This window comes from Microbacterium sp. DWRC1-3 (genome assembly GCF_049896645.1).
GTDB lineage: Bacteria > Actinomycetota > Actinomycetes > Actinomycetales > Microbacteriaceae > Microbacterium > Microbacterium maritypicum.
In genome coordinates this window covers 700164-717164 of the sequence record NZ_JAFCUS010000002.1, presented here as the reverse complement: position 1 = coordinate 717164, position 17001 = coordinate 700164, and the positions used below count along the sequence as shown (strand labels likewise).

13 protein-coding genes are annotated in these 17001 nt (G+C 69.4%); 1 reads left to right on the top strand and 12 read right to left on the bottom strand.

The window, feature by feature from the left end; genetic code table 11:
• Positions 1 to 80: 80 nt before the first annotated feature.
• From ACP699_RS16155 to ACP699_RS16145, 3 genes are all read right to left on the bottom strand, one after another.
• Complete coding sequence (locus tag ACP699_RS16155; RefSeq protein ID WP_426172281.1) at positions 81 to 4700, bottom strand: ExeM/NucH family extracellular endonuclease; 4620 nt, start codon at positions 4698 to 4700, stop codon at positions 81 to 83.
• A gap of 233 nt (positions 4701 to 4933) precedes the next feature.
• Positions 4934 to 5698 (bottom strand): SURF1 family protein, encoded by a 765-nt coding sequence (locus ACP699_RS16150; RefSeq protein WP_055871196.1) that lies wholly within the window; start codon positions 5696 to 5698, stop codon positions 4934 to 4936.
• A gap of 58 nt (positions 5699 to 5756) precedes the next feature.
• Positions 5757 to 6872, bottom strand: coding sequence for a GuaB3 family IMP dehydrogenase-related protein (locus ACP699_RS16145; RefSeq protein ID WP_017828287.1), 1116 nt, complete (start codon positions 6870 to 6872; stop codon positions 5757 to 5759).
• Between the two features lie 73 nt (positions 6873 to 6945).
• On the opposite strand from ACP699_RS16145, the gene ACP699_RS16140 reads away from it, so the two are divergent.
• Entirely contained in the window at positions 6946 to 8031 is a 1086-nt protein-coding gene (locus ACP699_RS16140; protein ID WP_288969025.1) for an FAD-dependent oxidoreductase, read from the top strand.
• Positions 8032 to 8044: 13 nt separating this feature from the next.
• Here the strand turns inward: ACP699_RS16140 and ACP699_RS16135 are convergent, their stop codons facing one another.
• From ACP699_RS16135 to ACP699_RS16095, 9 genes are all read right to left on the bottom strand, one after another.
• On the bottom strand, positions 8045 to 9733 hold the full coding sequence (locus ACP699_RS16135; RefSeq protein ID WP_426172279.1) for an ABC-F family ATP-binding cassette domain-containing protein: 1689 nt from the start codon (positions 9731 to 9733) through the stop codon (positions 8045 to 8047).
• Between the two features lie 78 nt (positions 9734 to 9811).
• Positions 9812 to 10363: an OsmC family protein gene (locus ACP699_RS16130; protein WP_055870430.1), complete on the bottom strand. Its 552-nt coding sequence runs from the start codon at positions 10361 to 10363 to the stop codon at positions 9812 to 9814.
• A 106-nt stretch (positions 10364 to 10469) separates the two neighbouring features.
• Positions 10470 to 12275: a sensor histidine kinase gene (locus ACP699_RS16125; protein ID WP_288969021.1), complete on the bottom strand. Its 1806-nt coding sequence runs from the start codon at positions 12273 to 12275 to the stop codon at positions 10470 to 10472.
• Complete coding sequence (locus tag ACP699_RS16120) at positions 12272 to 12619, bottom strand: response regulator transcription factor (protein ID WP_055877392.1); 348 nt, start codon at positions 12617 to 12619, stop codon at positions 12272 to 12274. Before ACP699_RS16120 ends, ACP699_RS16125 begins: the two co-directional genes overlap by 4 nt.
• Positions 12616 to 12759, bottom strand: coding sequence for a hypothetical protein (locus ACP699_RS16115; protein ID WP_426172275.1), 144 nt, complete (start codon positions 12757 to 12759; stop codon positions 12616 to 12618). Before ACP699_RS16115 ends, ACP699_RS16120 begins: the two co-directional genes overlap by 4 nt.
• Positions 12756 to 14243, bottom strand: a complete 1488-nt coding sequence (locus ACP699_RS16110) for a glycosyltransferase family 2 protein (RefSeq protein WP_426172274.1) — start codon at positions 14241 to 14243, stop codon at positions 12756 to 12758. The genes ACP699_RS16115 and ACP699_RS16110 overlap by 4 nt, the downstream gene beginning before the upstream one ends.
• Positions 14243 to 14956 (bottom strand): PHP domain-containing protein, encoded by a 714-nt coding sequence (locus ACP699_RS16105; protein ID WP_426172272.1) that lies wholly within the window; start codon positions 14954 to 14956, stop codon positions 14243 to 14245. The genes ACP699_RS16110 and ACP699_RS16105 overlap by 1 nt, the downstream gene beginning before the upstream one ends.
• Positions 14953 to 15942, bottom strand: coding sequence for an ATP-grasp domain-containing protein (locus ACP699_RS16100; protein WP_302791233.1), 990 nt, complete (start codon positions 15940 to 15942; stop codon positions 14953 to 14955). The genes ACP699_RS16105 and ACP699_RS16100 overlap by 4 nt, the downstream gene beginning before the upstream one ends.
• Positions 15942 to 16985, bottom strand: coding sequence for a response regulator (locus ACP699_RS16095; RefSeq protein WP_302791232.1), 1044 nt, complete (start codon positions 16983 to 16985; stop codon positions 15942 to 15944). Before ACP699_RS16095 ends, ACP699_RS16100 begins: the two co-directional genes overlap by 1 nt.
• Positions 16986 to 17001 lie beyond the last annotated feature (16 nt).

Sequence of the window (17001 nt, the reverse complement as noted above, 5' to 3'; positions counted from 1 at the left end):
ACGACGAAGGCCGCCGGGTTCGCACCCGACGGCCTTCGTCCGTGTCATCCGGTTACCGGATCAGTTCCGCTCTTCCCGGATCAGAACCACCGGGTCAGCAGTTCCCAGAGCCAGTCGAGGATCGCACCGATGATGCCTCCGGCGCGGTTGACGGTGACGGTGGCTGTGGCCGCGTCTCCGTCGGCCTGCGACGCCGCGACGGTGTACTTGCCCGACGGGGCGCTCTTGGGAACGGTGACCGAGGTGCTGAACGTGCCGTCTGCGCGCACCTGGACCGTGCCGACCTGCACCGGCTTGCCCTTCTTCGGACGCAGCTCGATGCTCACGGTCTCGCCGGGCGCGTAGCCCTCCCCGGTGACCTTGAGGTTCTTGCCCGCGGTCACCTTGGACGAGCCGAGCGCGATCGTTCCCGCGAACTCCTCTTCGCCGGCGATCGTGAACGGCACCTGCACCGTGGTTCCGGTACCGGCGACGGCGACGGTGAGCACCTGCTCACCGAACACGCCGGACGGCACCGTGAAGGTCAGGCTGGCGCGCCCGCCCTCGTCGGTGGTGTCGACCACCGACGGGTCGATCGCACCGGCCGCGAGCTGCGTGCCGCCGAGCGACAGCGACACCTCACCCGGGGCCGGCTCACCGGCGCTGAACGCCAGCGAGGAGAGCGACACGGTGACCTGGTCGCCGGCGCTGTAGCCGTCGGCGTCCGCGGGGGTGACCGCCACGCCGACCGCGCGCTGGGCGTAGTCGGGGCTCGCGGTCTTGTTCGCGTCGAACCAGTCGACCATGGACTGCAGATCGATCTTGCCGGTGTCGCGCTTGCCCGTGCCCTGCTTGAAGGTGAAGAAGTTGTCTCCACCGGCCGCGAGGAACGAGTTGGCAGCGACGGTGTAGTTCGCCGCCGGGTCGAGCGGTGTGCCGTCGAGCGTGATCGAGGTGATCCGCGAACCCTGTGCCGCGGCGGGGTCGTAGGTGTAGATCAGCCCCTCCGAGACGCCGAGCTTCAGGAACGGGCGAGCCGAACCCGCCGGCTGCCACTGCTCCTCGAGCACGCCCTTCAGCTGCGCACCCGTGAGCGTCAGCGTCACCAGCGTGTTCGCGAACGGCTGGACCGTCGCCGCCTCGCGGTACGTGACGTTGCCATCGGGATCGGATGCTCCGGCCGAAGCGTACGTGAGGTTCGCCCGGATACCACCCGGGTTCATGATCGCCACATCGGCACCCGTGGACCACTTCTGCACGTCGGCGACGAAGTTGCCGATGGTGGACTCGCCACCGCGGTTCTCGGATCCGTTCGTCTGACGCGCGCGGTTGAAGTCGGCGGTGATGTCTCCGACCTTGATCGCGCCCAGCACATCGGCCTCGGCCTTCGCCTTGGCGACGATGTCGGCCACCTCGGGGACGGCCGGATACAGTGGCTTGCCCGCAGCGGTGAGGGGCTTGATCTCGTTGGTGATCGAGATCAGGTCCTTCGTCTTCGGGTCGACCTTGATGTTCATCAGGCCCAGGTTCTCGCCGTACTGCCCCGCGGAGACGACCGGACGGCCGTCGATCACGTGGTTGTAGGCGAGGTGGGTGTGCGCCGACACGATGGCATCCACGTCGTCATCGACGCCGTAGACGATCTCGCCCAGGGGCGAGTCCGGCGTGATGCTGGACAGCTCGACGCTGGAAGCGCCCTCGTGGACGAGCAGGATGACGACATCCGCCTCGCCGTTGGACTCGTCGCCGTCGCGCAGATCGTCGGCCACCGCGTTCACGGAGTCGACGATGCTGCGGACCTCGAGGTCCTTGATGCCCTCGGGCGAGACGAGCGAGTCGAGGTCTTCGGTGACCGCACCGACGAATCCGACCCGGACCCCGTCGAGCTCCTTCACCCAGGCCGGTGCGAGCGCGGGCTCGCCGGTCTCGGTGACGAACACGTTCGAGGAGATGTACTCCCAGTCCGCGCGCTCCTGCACCCGGTCGCGAAGGTCTTCCCAGCCCTGGTCGAACTCGTGGTTGCCCGCCGCGCTGACGTCGAGGCCGGCCGCGTTGAGCGCGTCGATCGTGGGGTTGTCGTCGTTGATGAAGGAGGTGAACGTGGATGCACCGATCAGATCGCCGGCTCCGGCGAAGATCGTGTTCGGGTTCGCCTCGCGGAACTGCTTGACCGCACCGGCGAGGACCGCAGCACCCGCGGCGGCGCCGTCGGCCTCGATCCGACCGTGGAAGTCGTTGACCGTGACGACGTCGATGCTCACCGGCGGGATCTCCGAGGAGACGCCCACGATGATCGGGTCGTGGTCGCTGGAGCGGTAGGGCGTTCCCTGCTCGGTGGCACCGAACGCGTAGCCGCGGTCGCTCCACTCCGGCGAGTTGATGCCCCACACGCCCGCGCCCGTGATCGACGAGGCGAGCGACGGCGACGCGATCACGTGGTCGAGCGAGCCGAGCTCGCCGTCGAACGTGTACGTGTACTGACCGGAGGCCTTGTCGGCGACGAGGTCGCTCCACCCGTTGGAGGTGAAGACGTCGATCGGGTCTTCCTTGCCGTAGGCGTTGAAGTCGCCGATCAGCAGCATGTCGCCGCTACCGGTCGTCTGCTCGAGCTCAGCGGTGAAGGCGAGGATCGCGTTCGCCTGCTTCACGCGGTCGGCGTTGAAGAAGCCCTGGCCGTCGGCCGGCTCCGCCCCCGCGCCCTCGGGCGGCGACTTCGACTTCAGGTGGTTCGCGACGACGGTGACGACGCGGCCGTCGATGTCGAACGCCTGGGCGATCGGCTCGCGGGCGTTGCCCCACACGGTCTCGTCGGTGACGGTGGCGCTGTCGCCGACCCGCTTGACCGCATCCTTCTTGTAGATGATCGCGTTGGTGATGAAGTCGGTCGTCGCCGCGTCGTTCAACGCGGAGGGCGTCGGCACGTAACCCCACACGTCGCTGCCGGCGTCGGCGTTGAGCCCGGCGACCAAGTCTTTGAGGGCCGTGTCGATGGGCTTGCCCAGCTTGACCGAATTCTCGATCTCCATGAGCGAGACGATGTCGGCGTCGAGTCCGTTGATCGCCGCGACGATCTTGGACTTCTGGATCGCGAACTGCGCCGCGTTCGCCGCGCCCCGAGCGCTCGAGTTCTCGCTCTTCAGCGTCGTGAAGTAGTTGTAGACATTGAAGGACGCTACCTGGACGTCGCCGCCCACGGACGGTGCGCTGTCGGTGCGGGGGTTCGTCGCCTCGAAGCCGACCTTGAGGTCGGCGGACGAGGAGTCGTCGATCGGCACGACCGGCTGCAGGCGCCAGTCGTTGAAGCCCCACTGCAGCACGTAGCCGTTGTCGCCGAAGTCGACGGTGTCGCCGTTTCGGACCACCGTCTCCTTGGTGAAGTAGGGCTGCTCACCGGGGTGGCCGTTGTTCGTGACCTGGATGGACCAGCCGTCATCGAGCAGGATGCGGTTGGCGCGGTTCGCTGCCGCGATCGCTGCGGCCGCGTCGCCCGGACGCGTGGTCTCGGTGCTCTTGACGGCGAGTGCGTCGCCGGCGTTCAGCCAGAGCGTGCCGAAGTTGAACAGCTGGTGGCTGGAGGCGAGACGGTAGGTCCCCTCCGGCGCCACGTACATGTTCTCGTACTGCTCACGGTCGGCGCCCTGCGCCGCGGCGGGCAGCGGGGTGACGGCGGGAACGCCGACGCCAGCGGTCACGACGGAGACATCACCGGCCGCGGCCGGGTTGATCTGCGTCTGCCCGAAGTACTCGCTCACAGCGCCCGTCACCGAGACGAGGTCGCCGATCGCGAGAGTGGGGTTGAAGGCGTTCAGGAAGACGAACACGCCGTCCGAGGCGCCGGGAGTCGCATCCGTCGCGCCGCCGGAGCCCTGCGTCTGGATGACGATGCCCTTGTAGCCGCCGGTGCGGTAGTCGGCGGTGACGACGCCCTCGACCCGCACGGTCTGCCCGCTCAGCGGGGAGACGTCGGTCGTGCCCTGGACCTCGGCGATGGTGGCCTCGGTCGGGTCGGTGCCCGGGCCGGTCCCCGGGTCGGTGTCGCCGGAGTTCTGCGGGGTGATCGTGGCGGAGAGCGTGAAGTCCGCGCTGTTCACGTCGGTGTCGACGCCGCCCGTGCGGTTGAGCGACTTGACGTCGGTGTTGCCTGCCGGTGCGGTGGCGGCGGTGCCCTCGAAGGTGTTGGAGGTGCCGTAGCCCAGCAGGTCGACGACGCCGTCGACGCCCACGACGGAGCCGGGGGTGAGGCTCACAGCCGCAGTGCCCTCGACGAGCGCGAGCGTGCCGTTGGTGCCGCTCGGGGTCAGGGCGCTGACGGCATCGGGCGCGGGCAGCTCGGCGCCGTTCGCACCGTTGCTGTTGCCCTGCACCAGGTAGTAGCCGCCGGCCGGGATCACACCGGTGAGCGGAGCCACACCGTTGAAGGCGGCCGAGCCGGTGGCCGATCGATACTGCAGCGACATCCCGTCCAGGGTGATCGGGGCAGAGGTGGGGTTGTACAGCTCGACGAACTTGTTCTTGAACGCCGCCCCGGCGCTGCCGCCGGAGAGATACGCCTCGTTGATCACCACCCCCGTGCCCGTGGTGTCGGCTGTGGCGGGAACCGCGGCCAGCGAGCCGAGGCTCAGCGCGGCGACGCAGGTCACGGCGAGAGCGCCGATGCGCCCCCGACTTCTACGGTGCGAGACGGGAACCGCGCGGTTCTCGTCATCTGGAGCGGACATCATCGGTGCTGTCTCCTCGATCGGGTTCGACACTTCTCAGGACTGTCACGGCACACAGGGGAAACTCCCAGCATGCTCACATGGTGCGAGCATACGGAGCGGTCCCGACATCCTCAACGGAGTTTTCCGATTCGTCATCGAGCGATCACCGGATGGCCCGAGCGACCCCTGACGAAGGTCGCTAACGACCTGCCGCGCCGCACAATTGCGCACCTCGGGGCGCGCGAATGCGCGGGTTATCCGGCAGTGGCTCTGGCCTCGGCCTCGTCTTCGAACTCCTCGACCTCGCGTTCCCAGGCGTCTTTCGCGAGGCGGTACCAGAGGTAGAAGGCGAAGCCGGCGAAGATCGCCCACTCGACCGCATAGAACACGTTGAGCCAGTTGACCGGCGACATCTCATCGGGTGCCGGTGACGAGATGTCGACCAGCCCGGCGGTGGCGGTCGTGGAGGCGAGGTACGGACGATAGACGTCGAGACCTTCGGCATCGTGCCAGCGGCTGAGGAGAGCGGCGGGAGACATCCGGTCGAGCTGCTGCGGATCGGAATGCGGCGGCACCCGCGGACCCTCGTCCGAGATGATGCGTCCGGTGATGTCGACCTCGGAGCCGTCGGCGCCGGCCTCGAGATCCTTCACGGCCGCATCCGCGGTCTCACGGTCCGGCGCCCAGCCGATCGCGACGGCGATGGACACGCGCTCGTCGACCCGGAGCTGACCGGTGACCCAGTACCCCTGGACGTCGTCGTTGAACCGACTCGACACGACGATGAAGTCGCCGGGGACCCAGGCCCCCGTGGTCTCGACGCGCTGGCCCACCAGCGGCTCGGGGAGATACTGGCCGGGCTCGAGGACATCCGAGAGCTGCTGCACCTCTTCGGTGGCACCGGGCGCGGGCGGGTCGGTCTCGATCGCGCGCTCCAGCTGCCACTGACCGAGCCAGGCGAAGACTCCGGCCACGAGCAGGCAGAGCAGGAGCATCGCGATCCAACGTCCCCGGAGCATGACCTCGCGGAGCGTCGGGGGGAACAGGGCAGGAGTGGTCACGGTGAAGCGCAGGACCTCAGGCCTCGTACGGTGCGAGCACGACCTCGACCCGCTGGAACTCCTTGAGGTCGGAGTACCCGGTGGTCGCCATCGACTTGCGCAACGCACCGATGAGGTTCGCGGTGCCGTCCGCGACGGGCGCAGGACCGTAGAGGATCTCCTCGAGCGTGCCGATGCCTCCGACCTCGACACGGTGGCCGCGCGGCAGCTTGGGGTGATGGGCCTCGGGGCCCCAGTGGAACCCGCGGCCGGGCGCGTCGGTGGCGCGAGCGAGCGCGACGCCGAGCATGACCGCATCGGCGCCCATCGCGAGAGCCTTGACGATGTCGCCGGACGTGCCGACGCCGCCGTCGGCGATCACGTGCACGTAGCGTCCACCGGATTCGTCGAGGTAGTCGCGACGCGCGGCGGCGACGTCGGAGACAGCGGTCGCCATCGGCGCGTGGATGCCGAGGGTCGCGCGGGTGGTCGATGCCGCTCCCCCGCCGAAGCCGACGAGCACGCCGGCGGCTCCCGTGCGCATCAGGTGCAGGGCAGCGGTGTAGGTCGCCGCACCGCCCACGATGACGGGGACGTCGAGGTCGTAGATGAACTTCTTGAGGTTGAGGGGCTCTGCCACGCTCGACACGTGCTCGGCCGACACCGTGGTGCCGCGGATCACGAACAGGTCGACGCCGGCGGCGGCGACGGTGTCGTAGAACTCCTGGGTGCGCTGGGGGGTCAGGGACCCGGCGACGGTGACGCCGGCCTCGCGGATCTCGGCGAGGCGACGGGTGATGAGCTCGGGCCTGATCGGCTCGGAGTACAGCTCCTGCATGCGGACGGTGGCCGTCGCCGCGTCGAGGCCTGCGATCTCCGCCAGCAGCGGCTCGGGGTTCTCGTAGCGCGTCCACAAACCCTCGAGGTCGAGCACGCCCAGACCGCCGAGCTGACCGAGCATGATCGCCGTCTGCGGGCTCACCACCGAGTCCATCGGTGCTCCGAGCACCGGGATCCCGAAGCCGAAGGCGTCGATCGTCCAGGCGGTGGACACATCCTCCGGGTTGCGCGTGCGCCGGGAAGGCACCACCGCGATGTCATCGAACGTGTACGCGCGACGTGCACGCTTTCCTCGGCCGAGCTCGATCTCCATGGTCACCCCTCCAGCCTACCCGGCGGCCGCAGTCGCCCGTGCTGGGAGACTGGATCCGAGACCGGGAGGCAGCATGAGGACCGACGACGTGGACATCGTGGTCGTGGGCGCGGGCGTCATGGGCCTGGCCACGGCCTGGGAGCTGGTGCGCCGAGGCCTTCGCCCCGTGGTGCTGGAGCGATTCGCCCGCGGACACCACGAAGGCGCATCGCACGGCGCGACCCGCAACTTCAACAACGCCTACGGCGAGGAGCACTACCTCGACCTGCTCGTGCGCGCCCGTGCCGGCTGGGATGCGCTCGGAGACGTCGACGGCGAGCCGCTTCTGCGGCTGCACGGACTCGTCACGCACGGCCGTCTCGACATGGCCGCCGTGCAGGAGGGGCTCGATGCCCGCGGCATCCCGAACACGGTCCTCTCCCCCGTCGAGGCGGGCACCCGGTGGCCGGGCATGCGCTTCGACGGCGACGTGCTGTGGTCCTCGGATGCCGGGGTCGTACGGGCGACCGAGACGCTGCGGGAGTTGGAACGGCGCATCGTCGTCGGCGGCGGCGAGGTGCGCTGGAGCACTCCGGTCGCGCACATCGCCGAGACTGCGGACGGTGCGGAGATCGGCCTCTCCGACGGCACCCGGCTGCGCGCGCAGACCCTCGTCGTGACGGCCGGCGCGTGGACGCGCACGCTCCTCCCGCGCCTCGACCTGCCGGCTCTCACCGTCACCGAAGAGACGCCGGCGCACTTCCGGCCGCTGACGGAGGCCCCGTGGCCGTCGTTCAACCACTACGTCGACCCGGAGGCGTACCCCGCGGCCGTGTACGGCATGCCGACGCCCGGCGAAGGGGTCAAGGTGGGGTTCCACGGTGTCGGCGATGCCGTCGACCCGGATGCCCGTCCGCACCTGCCGACGCACCAGCGCGCGCTCTCCGACTACGTGCGGGAGTGGATGCCCGGCCTCGACCCGGCATCCGCGGTGCCGATCAGCTGCACCTACACCTCGACCGACGACGGGACCTTCGTGCTCGACCGGCGAGGCCGGATCGTCGTCGGAGCCGGATTCTCCGGCCACGGCTTCAAGTTCGCACCGGGCGTCGGTGGAGTGCTCGCCGACCTCGCCACCGACCCCGACGCGCGCGCCGCTGCGCCCTTCCGGCTGCCCTGAGCGCCCGGAGGCGTCACCGCGTGCGCGTCACCCGCTTCTCATCCCACACCGGCTCATCCGACTCGTAGACCTCGCCGTCTCCTCCGAACACCAGGAACCGGTCGAAGGACCGCGCGAACCAGCGGTCGTGCGTGACCGCGAGCACCGTGCCCGCGAAGCGCGCGAGTGCCTGTTCGAGTGCCTCGGCCGATTCCAGGTCGAGGTTGTCGGTCGGCTCGTCCAACAGCAGCAGCGTCGCACCGGAGAGCTCGAGCAGGAGCACCTGGAAACGCGCCTGCTGTCCTCCCGAGAGCGAGTCGAACGTCTGCTGGGCCTGCCGCACGAGTCCGTAGCGGTCCAGAGCCGAGCTCGCGGCGTCGCGCGGCATCCCGGCACGACGATCGTCTCCGCGATGCAGGATCTCCAGCAGCGTGCGCCCGACGAACTCCGGATGCGCGTGCGTCTGCGCGAACAGTCCAGGAACGACCCGCGCTCCGAGGGTGGCGGTGCCGGTGTGCGCCACCGGGCCGAGCTGCTCGCCCGTCGAGGTGACATGGCCGAGCGTCGAGTCGGGGTCGCTGCCGCCGCGGGCGAGCAGCCGCAGGAAGTGCGACTTGCCCGATCCGTTCGATCCGAGCACGGCCACCCGATCGCCGTACCAGACCTCGGTGTCGAACGCACGCATCAGCCCGGTCAGTTCCAGGCGCTGCGCGACCACGGCCCGCTTGCCCGTGCGGGCGCCGCGCAACCGCATGTCGAACTCCTGGGCGGGCGGGCGCTCCTCGGGCGGGCCGACCTCCTCGAACTTGCGCAGGCGGGTCTGGGCGGCCTGATAGCGCGAGGCGAAGCCGTCGTTCGCCGAGGCCTTCACCTTGAGGTTCGCCACCAGGGTGCGCAGCTTCGCGTGCTGCTCGTCCCAGCGCCGGCGCAGCTCGTCCAGCCGGTCCATCCGGTCGGTCCTCGCCTGCTGGTACGTGCCGAATCCGCCGCCGTGCACCCAGACCGTGGCGCCGGCGCCTCCGGGCTCGAGCGTGATGAGCCGATCGGCGGCGCGTGCGAGCAGCTCCCGGTCGTGCGAAACCAGCAACACGGTCTTCGAGGTCTGCCGCAACTGCTCCTCCAGCCACCTCTTGGTGGGCACGTCGAGGTAGTTGTCCGGCTCGTCGAGAAGCAGCACCTCATCCGGGCCGCGCAGCAGGGCCTCGAGCGCGAGCCGCTTCTGCTCTCCGCCGGAGAGGGTGGTGAGCTCGCGATACCTGGCGCGCTCGTACGGCACACCGAGGGCTGCGATCGTGCACTGGTCCCAGACGGTCTCGTGCTCGTAGCCGCCCGCATCCGCGTACTCGGCGATCGCCGACGCGTAGGCCATCTGCGTGTCGTGCTCGTCGCGTTCGATCAGCGCGTTCTCGGCGGACTCGAGCGCCTCGGCCGCCCCGCGGATGCGCGCAGGGGCGACGCGCACCAGAAGCTGGTGCACCGTCTCCCCGGCCTCGCCGTGGCCGACGAACTGGTCCATGACACCGAGCCCGCCGTCGATCGTGACGACGCCGTCATCGGCGGCCTGGTCACCGCGGATGATCCGCAGCATGGTGGTCTTCCCTGCGCCGTTCGGGCCGATCAGCGCGCTCGTCGAGCCGGCGCCGACACGGAAGCTCGCCTCATCGAGAAGCGGTCTGCCGTCAGGGAGCGTCAAGGAGACGCTGGATACATCGATAGAGCCCACGGTGCGTGGCCGTCCTTCCGCCCGCGCATGCCGAGCCGACCAGGCTATCAGGCGGAGCCGCGATGCTCCGAACTCCGCTCAGGCGAGAACGCTCGAGGTCGGAACGGGCGCGGCGAACAGGTCGAGCACCGGGCAGTGCGCATCGACGACGGCGCGCAGGTTCTCGTACTGTTCCGCACCGTCCGGTCCCGTGATATCGACCGACACCCGCACGTCGTGGAATCCGGCGCGCCCCGACTCATCGATGCCGAAGAGCTTGCGCACGTCGAGGTCGCCCTCGGCCGTGATCTCGATCTCGTCGATCGTGAGCCCGAGAGCCTGCGCGTAGAGCCGGTAGACGACGACCTGGCACGAGACCAGCGCGCCCAGCGCGTACTCGACCGGGCTCGCCGCCACATCGTCGCCGGCGAGCGCACCCGGTTCGTCGACGAGGAAGCGGTGCTTTCCCGCACGGATCTCGGTCGCCACGGACCCGATGCCCCGACCACTGACCCGGTAGGTGAGCTGGGCGTTCGCGTGGTCCGCCGCGATCCGCTCGTTCCACGCCGCTCCGGCGTCGGTGAGTCGCTGTGCACGCTCGGCCGCAGTGACGTCGGCGACACCCGCGAGCTGTTCCTGGAGAAGAGTCATGGCCCGACGCTAGCGAGCAGCGCCCGCGTCGCGCCTGCCGTCCGTCATCGGGCTTCACACCCGGACACACGGCGTCACGGCGATGTCCTCTCCTCTGGAGCCGCGATCAGTCGGCGCGGCTCAGACTCATCAGCACCTCGGTGCGGGGAGCTGCCGGCAGGGTGAAGCGGAACTCCGTTCCCACGCCCTCCTGGCTCGAGACCTCCATCGTCCCGCCGTGCGCCAGGACGATCGCGCGGGTGATCGTGAGACCGAGCCCCACCCCCGGCACCGCATTGCGCGTCGCGGTCGATGCGCGGAAGAAGCGGGTGAAGAGCATCCCCTGTTCGTCTTCGGGGATGCCGACCCCGGTGTCGGCGATCGAGAACTCCACGCCGCCGTCGACCGCGCGCACGCGGGCGGTGACCGTGCCCCCTCGCGGGGTGAACTTGATGGCGTTGGAGAGCAGGTTGTCGATGGCCTGCCCCACCCTGCCGGCGTCGATGAAGACGGGCACGGCACCGGGCTCGACCTCCGCCACGAGCTCGACTCCCTCTCGCTGCGCGTGCGGGCCGGCCGACGCCACCGCCGACCGGACCAGCGCGGCGACGTCGGCCTCCTCGCGCTCGAGCGGGAATCGTCCGGATTCGACCTGAGCGGTGAAGAGCAGATCGCCGACGAGGTTGAGCAGACGCTGCGCGTTGCGCTCGATGATGCCGACGAACTCCTGCTGATCGTCGGTGAGCGGCTGCGCCGGATCGTTCTGGAGGAGGTCGAGGAAACCGATGATCGCGCTGAGGGGCGTGCGCAGCTCGTGCGAGATCATCCCGACGAACTCGTCCTTCATGCGGGCGACCTCGACGGCCCTGGTCTCATCGGTGAGGACGAACAGATAGCCCTGCTGCGCACCGGCGCCGTCCTTGTGCGGGCTGACGGTCACGCGCGCCGGAACCGTGGTGCCTCCCGCCGTGACCACCTCGATGTCGCCGTCGACCGTGAGCCCCGCGTCGGCCTGGGCGAACAGAGCCCTGATGCCGGGGGCGAGCGCGCCGTCTGCCATCGACAGGCCGTCTACCGGATGCGGTGGCTCCGTGTTGTCCGAGGCCAGCATCGACAGCGCGGCGCTCGAGAAGAAGCGGTCGATGCGGACGCCGCCCAGCGCCTCGTCGACCGGCAGGCCGAGAAGCCGGACGGCCCCGGGATTCCAGGCCGTCACGATGCCGCCGCGGTCCGTGGCGATCACCGCCTGCGCCGTGATCGATGACCACAGGCTCTCGAAGGAATCCAACAGCTCTCGGTACTGACGCTCCTTGTCGCGCAGTTGCACGATCATCGCGACGTTCTCCGACAGCGACCTGGTGCGCTCGGCCACGAGTTCCTCCGCCTGCTCGACGCGCATGCGCTGCTGCCGCGAGAGCTGGTTGATGACGGCGGCCACCGCGGAGAACACGAGGGGACCCACCACCCCGCGCAGCCACTCGACCGAGGTGTCGGGTGGGTCGGTGAAGTACGGCATCAGCAGGGCGATGGAGGTCAACCCGCCGACGACGAACACCCAGCGGATGCCGGGGGCCGCGGCCAGCCAGACCACGGGCAGCAGCACGAGCGACGAGAAGAGCGAGGTGGGGCCCCCGGTGCCGGTGCGGAAGAGCCCGAGACCGGCGATGTCGACGATGGGGATGAGCAGCACGACCCAGCCCTCATGGACCCCGCGTACCGTGAGGACGGCCGCGACCACCGTGGCGACGAGGACGATGGCGACCCCTGCCACCGCCGGCGCGATGCGTGAGATCGGAAGGTCGGGGACCCACCAGGTCAGGATCGCCGCGACAACCGTCGCGATGACCGTCGGCGCCTGCTTGAGCAGCGGGCTCGGGTTGTCGAAGACCTGGTACCAGCGGTTCTCCGCACGATCCAGCGGTGTCGCCCTCATCGTCGAACCCTCTCCACGATGGCATGCAGATCGGAGCCCGTGATCGGCTTCGGCAGGACGGCATCGGCCGGCGGGTAGTCGACGGCGTCGAGCACCGAACTGATCACGAGGAAGCACTCCGGGAAGCGCTCGCGGACTGCGCGCGCGCACTCCTGACCCGAGATGCCGGGGAGGAAGAGGTCGAGCACCGCCAGGACGGGGTCGATCTCGGCGAACGCCGCGATCGCCGACTCCGCGTCGCGGGCGACGAAGACGTCGAAGCCCTCACGATCGAGGTAGCGGCGCAGCAGCGCGGCCTGATCAGGGGCGTCCTCGACGACGAGGGCCAGCGGCCTGCCGGTCATCGAAGCAACAGCTCTCGCACCACGACGACGACGACCACGACGGCGAGGGCGAGCAGCGCCTGCGGGATGAGCCGACGCTCTCGTCTGGCGTCCGAGACGATCTCGTCCTCCTCGGCATCATGCGACGGGGTTTCGGTCATGAGTCGACACGTCCGATCTTCTCGGTCTTGATCCAGGAGGCATCGGCCCGACGCCACTCCTTGATGTAGGAGTCGACGGTGATGGCGCACAGCAGGGAGCCGTACCCGCAGATGTAGAGCAGCAGGCCCGCGAAGAACCGGCCGCCGGGAAGGGGCTCCACGGCACGCGCCAGCCAGATGCCGAGCATCGAGATCGGCCCCCACAGGTAGAAGATCACGGCCCACATGAAGCGCGACTGATCCGTGAGCCCCAGCCCGATCACCCTGAGGAGCGACTCGAACGCCCAGGGGAACAGCGCGATGGCCATCAGGATCAGCGCCCCGAGCCCCGGGAACATGATCGCCTCGCGCCAGGAATGACGGCCGGTCCGCGGATCGAGCTGCACCGAGTACAGCATCGAGAAGAGGTAGATGCAGGCTGCGGAGATCCACATGAAGCGGAAGACGAACTCGGCGATGTCGCTGTGCAGGACGAGCAGTGCGAGCATCCCCGCCGCGGCCAGGAGCATGAAGGCGGGCAGCAGCAGGATCGTGAACCACGCGAGACCGAACCCGAAGCTGCCCAGGTTGTGCTCCCGGCTCGGACGGAACCAGAGCTTGCGATAGATCGAGGTGAGCTGCACGTTCCCGCGCGCCCAGCGCAGCCGCTGCTTCCACAGACTGTCGATCGTCCGCGGCTCCTCGGCCAGCACCACGGCGTGCGGCTCGAAGACCATCCGCCGCCCCTTGAGCTGCCCCTCGAAGGTCGTCATCGTGTCCTCGGCGAGCGTCCCCGTGGGGATCCTTCCGCCGATGGCCTCGAGGTTCGCCCGCGAGTGCAGCTGCGCACCGCCGGCGAGGCAGGCGATCGCGCCGCCCACGTTCTGCACGCGACGGGCGGAGAGCTGGCCGATCACGTACTCGATCGCGATGAACCGCGTGAGGTAGTTGCGGTCGCGGCTGCCCTCCGCGATGTACGCGGTGACGGCGCCGACCTTCTCATCGGCGAGGTGCCTGGTGAGTTTGCGCAGCGAGTCGCGCGCGAAGATCACATCCGCGTCCATGATCAGCACGGACTCGGTCCAGGAGTCGGCCAGGACGACGTCGAGGCCGTGATTGAGAGTGTGCGCCTTGCCCTCGCCGCCCTTCTCGCGCCGCAGATGCACGACGCGACCGGGGTGGGACTGCGCCTTGGCGCCGACGATCGCGGGGGTGTCGTCCGTGGAGGCATCATCGACGACGAAGATCCGGAGGCGCTCGGCGGGATACTCCAGCTGCAGCAGACGTTCGATCGCGGGGCCGATCACCGCCCCCTCGTTCCACGCCGGGATGATGACGGCGACGTTCGGGTGGTACGGCGCGGCCTTGCCATAGTGGTTGCGGAACGCGTGCAGTGGCAGCGCGAGGAACTGCAACCCGGTGTTGATCACGGGCAGCGTGCCGACCAGGACGCACAGCAGGAGGAGGACGACCAGCACGGTCTCAAGCACCGAGAGGTCCGTCATCAGGATGCCTCCCCCGCGTCGAGCAACGGGAGGATCCGGGAGTATCGGCCGACCTCCGACGCGTCGTGGCTGTCGGTGGAGGCGACGATCGTCGCGCCGGCACGACGCAATGCAGTCAAGGCCCCGGCCCCGGGGCAGCCCCACTTCTCGTTCACCTCGACGAGCGTGTCGGTCTCGGCCGCGGCTCGCGCCCAGGCATCCGTCCGCTCTGCGCCCACCTCGGCCTCCGACAGACCGATCTTCGGGAGGATAGAGAAGCAGTGCGCGAGCTGGTTCCCCGGGTACCGGCGCATCGTCGCGATGAGCGCCTCGACGAACTGGTCGAGCACGTCGTCGGTCGCCCAGCCTGCGGTGATCCGCTCCCGCACGGCGGAGGGGCCGAGAGGGCCGTCGACGCCGGGGAACTGGTGGTCGGCGATGAGGATCCGATCGATCCCGTCCGGAAGCGGCGGCACATCGAGTGCGCCGGCGACGTCGAGGATCTTCGCCTCCACGCCGGTGAGCACGGTGAGGCCGTCCGGAACCCTGAGGGCACGCACGGCGGCGAGGTACTCCGGAACCCAGGTGGTGCTCCGGCGCACGTGATCGACCAGCCGCAGCGTGCTCAACCCGGCCGATGCCGCCGCCTCGACGTTCTGCGCGAGCGTCGACACCGCATCGTCCGAGAACGTCGAATGCACGTGATGGTCGCCGCGAAGCAGCGCGTGGCTCACAGCTCCTCCTGATGCCCCGCATGGTCGGAGACCAGCACGTCGTCGATCTCGACGATCACATCCTCCAGGAAGCGCACCGAGGCGATCTCGCGGAACGGGATCCGCACGGGCAGCTCGCGGCCGAGGAACAGATCAGCGACGAGCGACGGGATGTCGACACCGGCCGCGATCGTCAGGGGCAGGGCACCGGGGAAGCGTGGGTTGACCTCGAGCAGCACCGCCCGGCCGCTGCGATCGCGACGCAGCTGCACGTTCGCGACGCCGACGAGCCCGATCGCGCGCGCGATCGATGCCGCCGCCTCCTCGAGCTCGGGGTCGCGCACGGTGCGTCCGGCGATCGCCACACCGGAATCGACCCTGGCGCGGGTGCGGGGCACAGCGGCGACGATGGTGCCCGCGGCGTCGGCGATGACATCGACGGAGTACTCCTCCCCCGGGAGGAAGTCCTGCACGATGAGCCCCTCGTCGCCCGGCAGCGCCTCGAGGGCTGCGCGATCGGGGACCAGCCGCACACCGCGGCTGCCCGCCCCCTGACGCGGCTTGGCGAAGACCGGGAACTCCCAGTCGACGGCCTCGGCGTCCGGTCCGGCGAGGACGGTGCGCGGGGTGAGTCCGGTCGGTGCGCAGCGCTCGGCGAGAGCGAGTTTGTCGAGCGCGGTGTGCAGAGTCTCCGCCGAGGGCGCTGCCAGGACGGCGGGGGCCAGCTCGTCGCGCCGACCCGCGAGGGCGATGAGTTCGACGTCGACGGTCGAGATCACCAGGTCGAGGTCGTCTTCCGCGACCAACCGGGCGATCGCCGGCACGAAGTCGTCATCCCTCCCCGGCGGCACCAGCCGACGCTGCGCCGGAGGCACGAGGTAGATGCCGCTCGCCCAGCCGTCCATGTCGGCGGCGAACACGGTCAGATCGGATCGACGAAGCAGCGACCGGATGACGGCGACACCCGCCGGCCCGCCCGCACCCGTCACCAGCACCCGCTTGGTCATCAGCTCTCCCGTCGCGTGAGTTCGTGGGCGCCGATGAACTCGGCTGTCTCGCGCACCACTTCCAGGGGTTCGACGGCGGTGCCCCCGCCGAACCTCGACCAGTACCGCGCCGTCGCGGTGACGAACTCGGGTTCCAGGTAGTCACGACTCGCGGTCTGGGAGCCGAAGCGTTCGAGCAGCCGGAGCTTGTCGTCGAGGAAGTTATCGATGCGAACGAATCGCGTGGGGCGGAAGTCGATCGTCGATGACGGGCTCTGGTAGCACGCCACCGTTCCCACGCGCCGCGTGGCCACGATGGTCGCCTCGCTCACGGCGCGGTGATCCTGATGGCGGTCGTGGCTCGAGTGGGTGTAGACGATCGTCGGCTGGATCTCCTGCACGACCTCTTCGATGATCCGGACGGTGGAGCCGCCTCCCGAGATCTCGGTGTCGACGAGATCCTTCAGGAAGAGACGGGCGCCCAGCATGTCGGCAGACGCCAGGGACTCGTTCTGCCGACTGTCGGCATCTCCCCCTCTGGCTCCGCGGGAGAGAGTGAGGATCGTGATCTCGTCCTGAGCCCTGGCATGCGCGGCGAGGAGTCCTCCGACGCCGATCTCGACATCATCGGGGTGCGCTCCGATCGCGAGCACCCGCTCGGGCTTGCGGGCCTCTTCTCGACGACGACGGCCCTCCTCGACGAGACGCATGACCGCCTCGACGAGCTTGCCGTTGTCGAGCGGCTTGGTCAGGAACTCATCGGCCTGCGCCCGCAATGCGGAGACCGCGTATTCGACGGAGACATGGGCGGTCATCACCACGACGGGAACCGAGGGCACCGTGCGCCGCAGCTCGGCCAGCAGCTCGAGACCGCTGAGCCCCGGCATCTCGATGTCGGTCACGACGACGTCGGGACGCACGGCGGCGACGCGCTCCACAGCCGACAGGCCATCTCCGGCGACATCGACGATGCATCCGGCGCGCCGCTCGAGCACGGTCTTCACGAGCAGGGCGACGTCTGGATCGTCATCGACGACGAGTACGCGAGGAGAATCCTCAGACATTTTCTACAGCTCTCCT

What these genes read in the sequence shown, in the direction of transcription:
- ACP699_RS16155 (WP_426172281.1), bottom strand. Translation starts at nt 4,700, where the DNA reads ATGATGTCCGCTCCAGATGACGAGAACCGCGCGGTTCCCGTCTCGCAC.
- ACP699_RS16150 (WP_055871196.1), bottom strand. Translation starts at nt 5,698, where the DNA reads ATGCTCCGGGGACGTTGGATCGCGATGCTCCTGCTCTGCCTGCTCGTG.
- ACP699_RS16145 (WP_017828287.1), bottom strand. Translation starts at nt 6,872, where the DNA reads ATGGAGATCGAGCTCGGCCGAGGAAAGCGTGCACGTCGCGCGTACACG.
- ACP699_RS16140 (WP_288969025.1), top strand. Translation starts at nt 6,946, where the DNA reads ATGAGGACCGACGACGTGGACATCGTGGTCGTGGGCGCGGGCGTCATG.
- ACP699_RS16130 (WP_055870430.1), bottom strand. Translation starts at nt 10,363, where the DNA reads ATGACTCTTCTCCAGGAACAGCTCGCGGGTGTCGCCGACGTCACTGCG.
- ACP699_RS16125 (WP_288969021.1), bottom strand. Translation starts at nt 12,275, where the DNA reads ATGAGGGCGACACCGCTGGATCGTGCGGAGAACCGCTGGTACCAGGTC.
- ACP699_RS16120 (WP_055877392.1), bottom strand. Translation starts at nt 12,619, where the DNA reads ATGACCGGCAGGCCGCTGGCCCTCGTCGTCGAGGACGCCCCTGATCAG.
- ACP699_RS16115 (WP_426172275.1), bottom strand. Translation starts at nt 12,759, where the DNA reads ATGACCGAAACCCCGTCGCATGATGCCGAGGAGGACGAGATCGTCTCG.
- ACP699_RS16110 (WP_426172274.1), bottom strand. Translation starts at nt 14,243, where the DNA reads ATGACGGACCTCTCGGTGCTTGAGACCGTGCTGGTCGTCCTCCTCCTG.
- ACP699_RS16100 (WP_302791233.1), bottom strand. Translation starts at nt 15,942, where the DNA reads ATGACCAAGCGGGTGCTGGTGACGGGTGCGGGCGGGCCGGCGGGTGTC.
- ACP699_RS16095 (WP_302791232.1), bottom strand. Translation starts at nt 16,985, where the DNA reads ATGTCTGAGGATTCTCCTCGCGTACTCGTCGTCGATGACGATCCAGAC.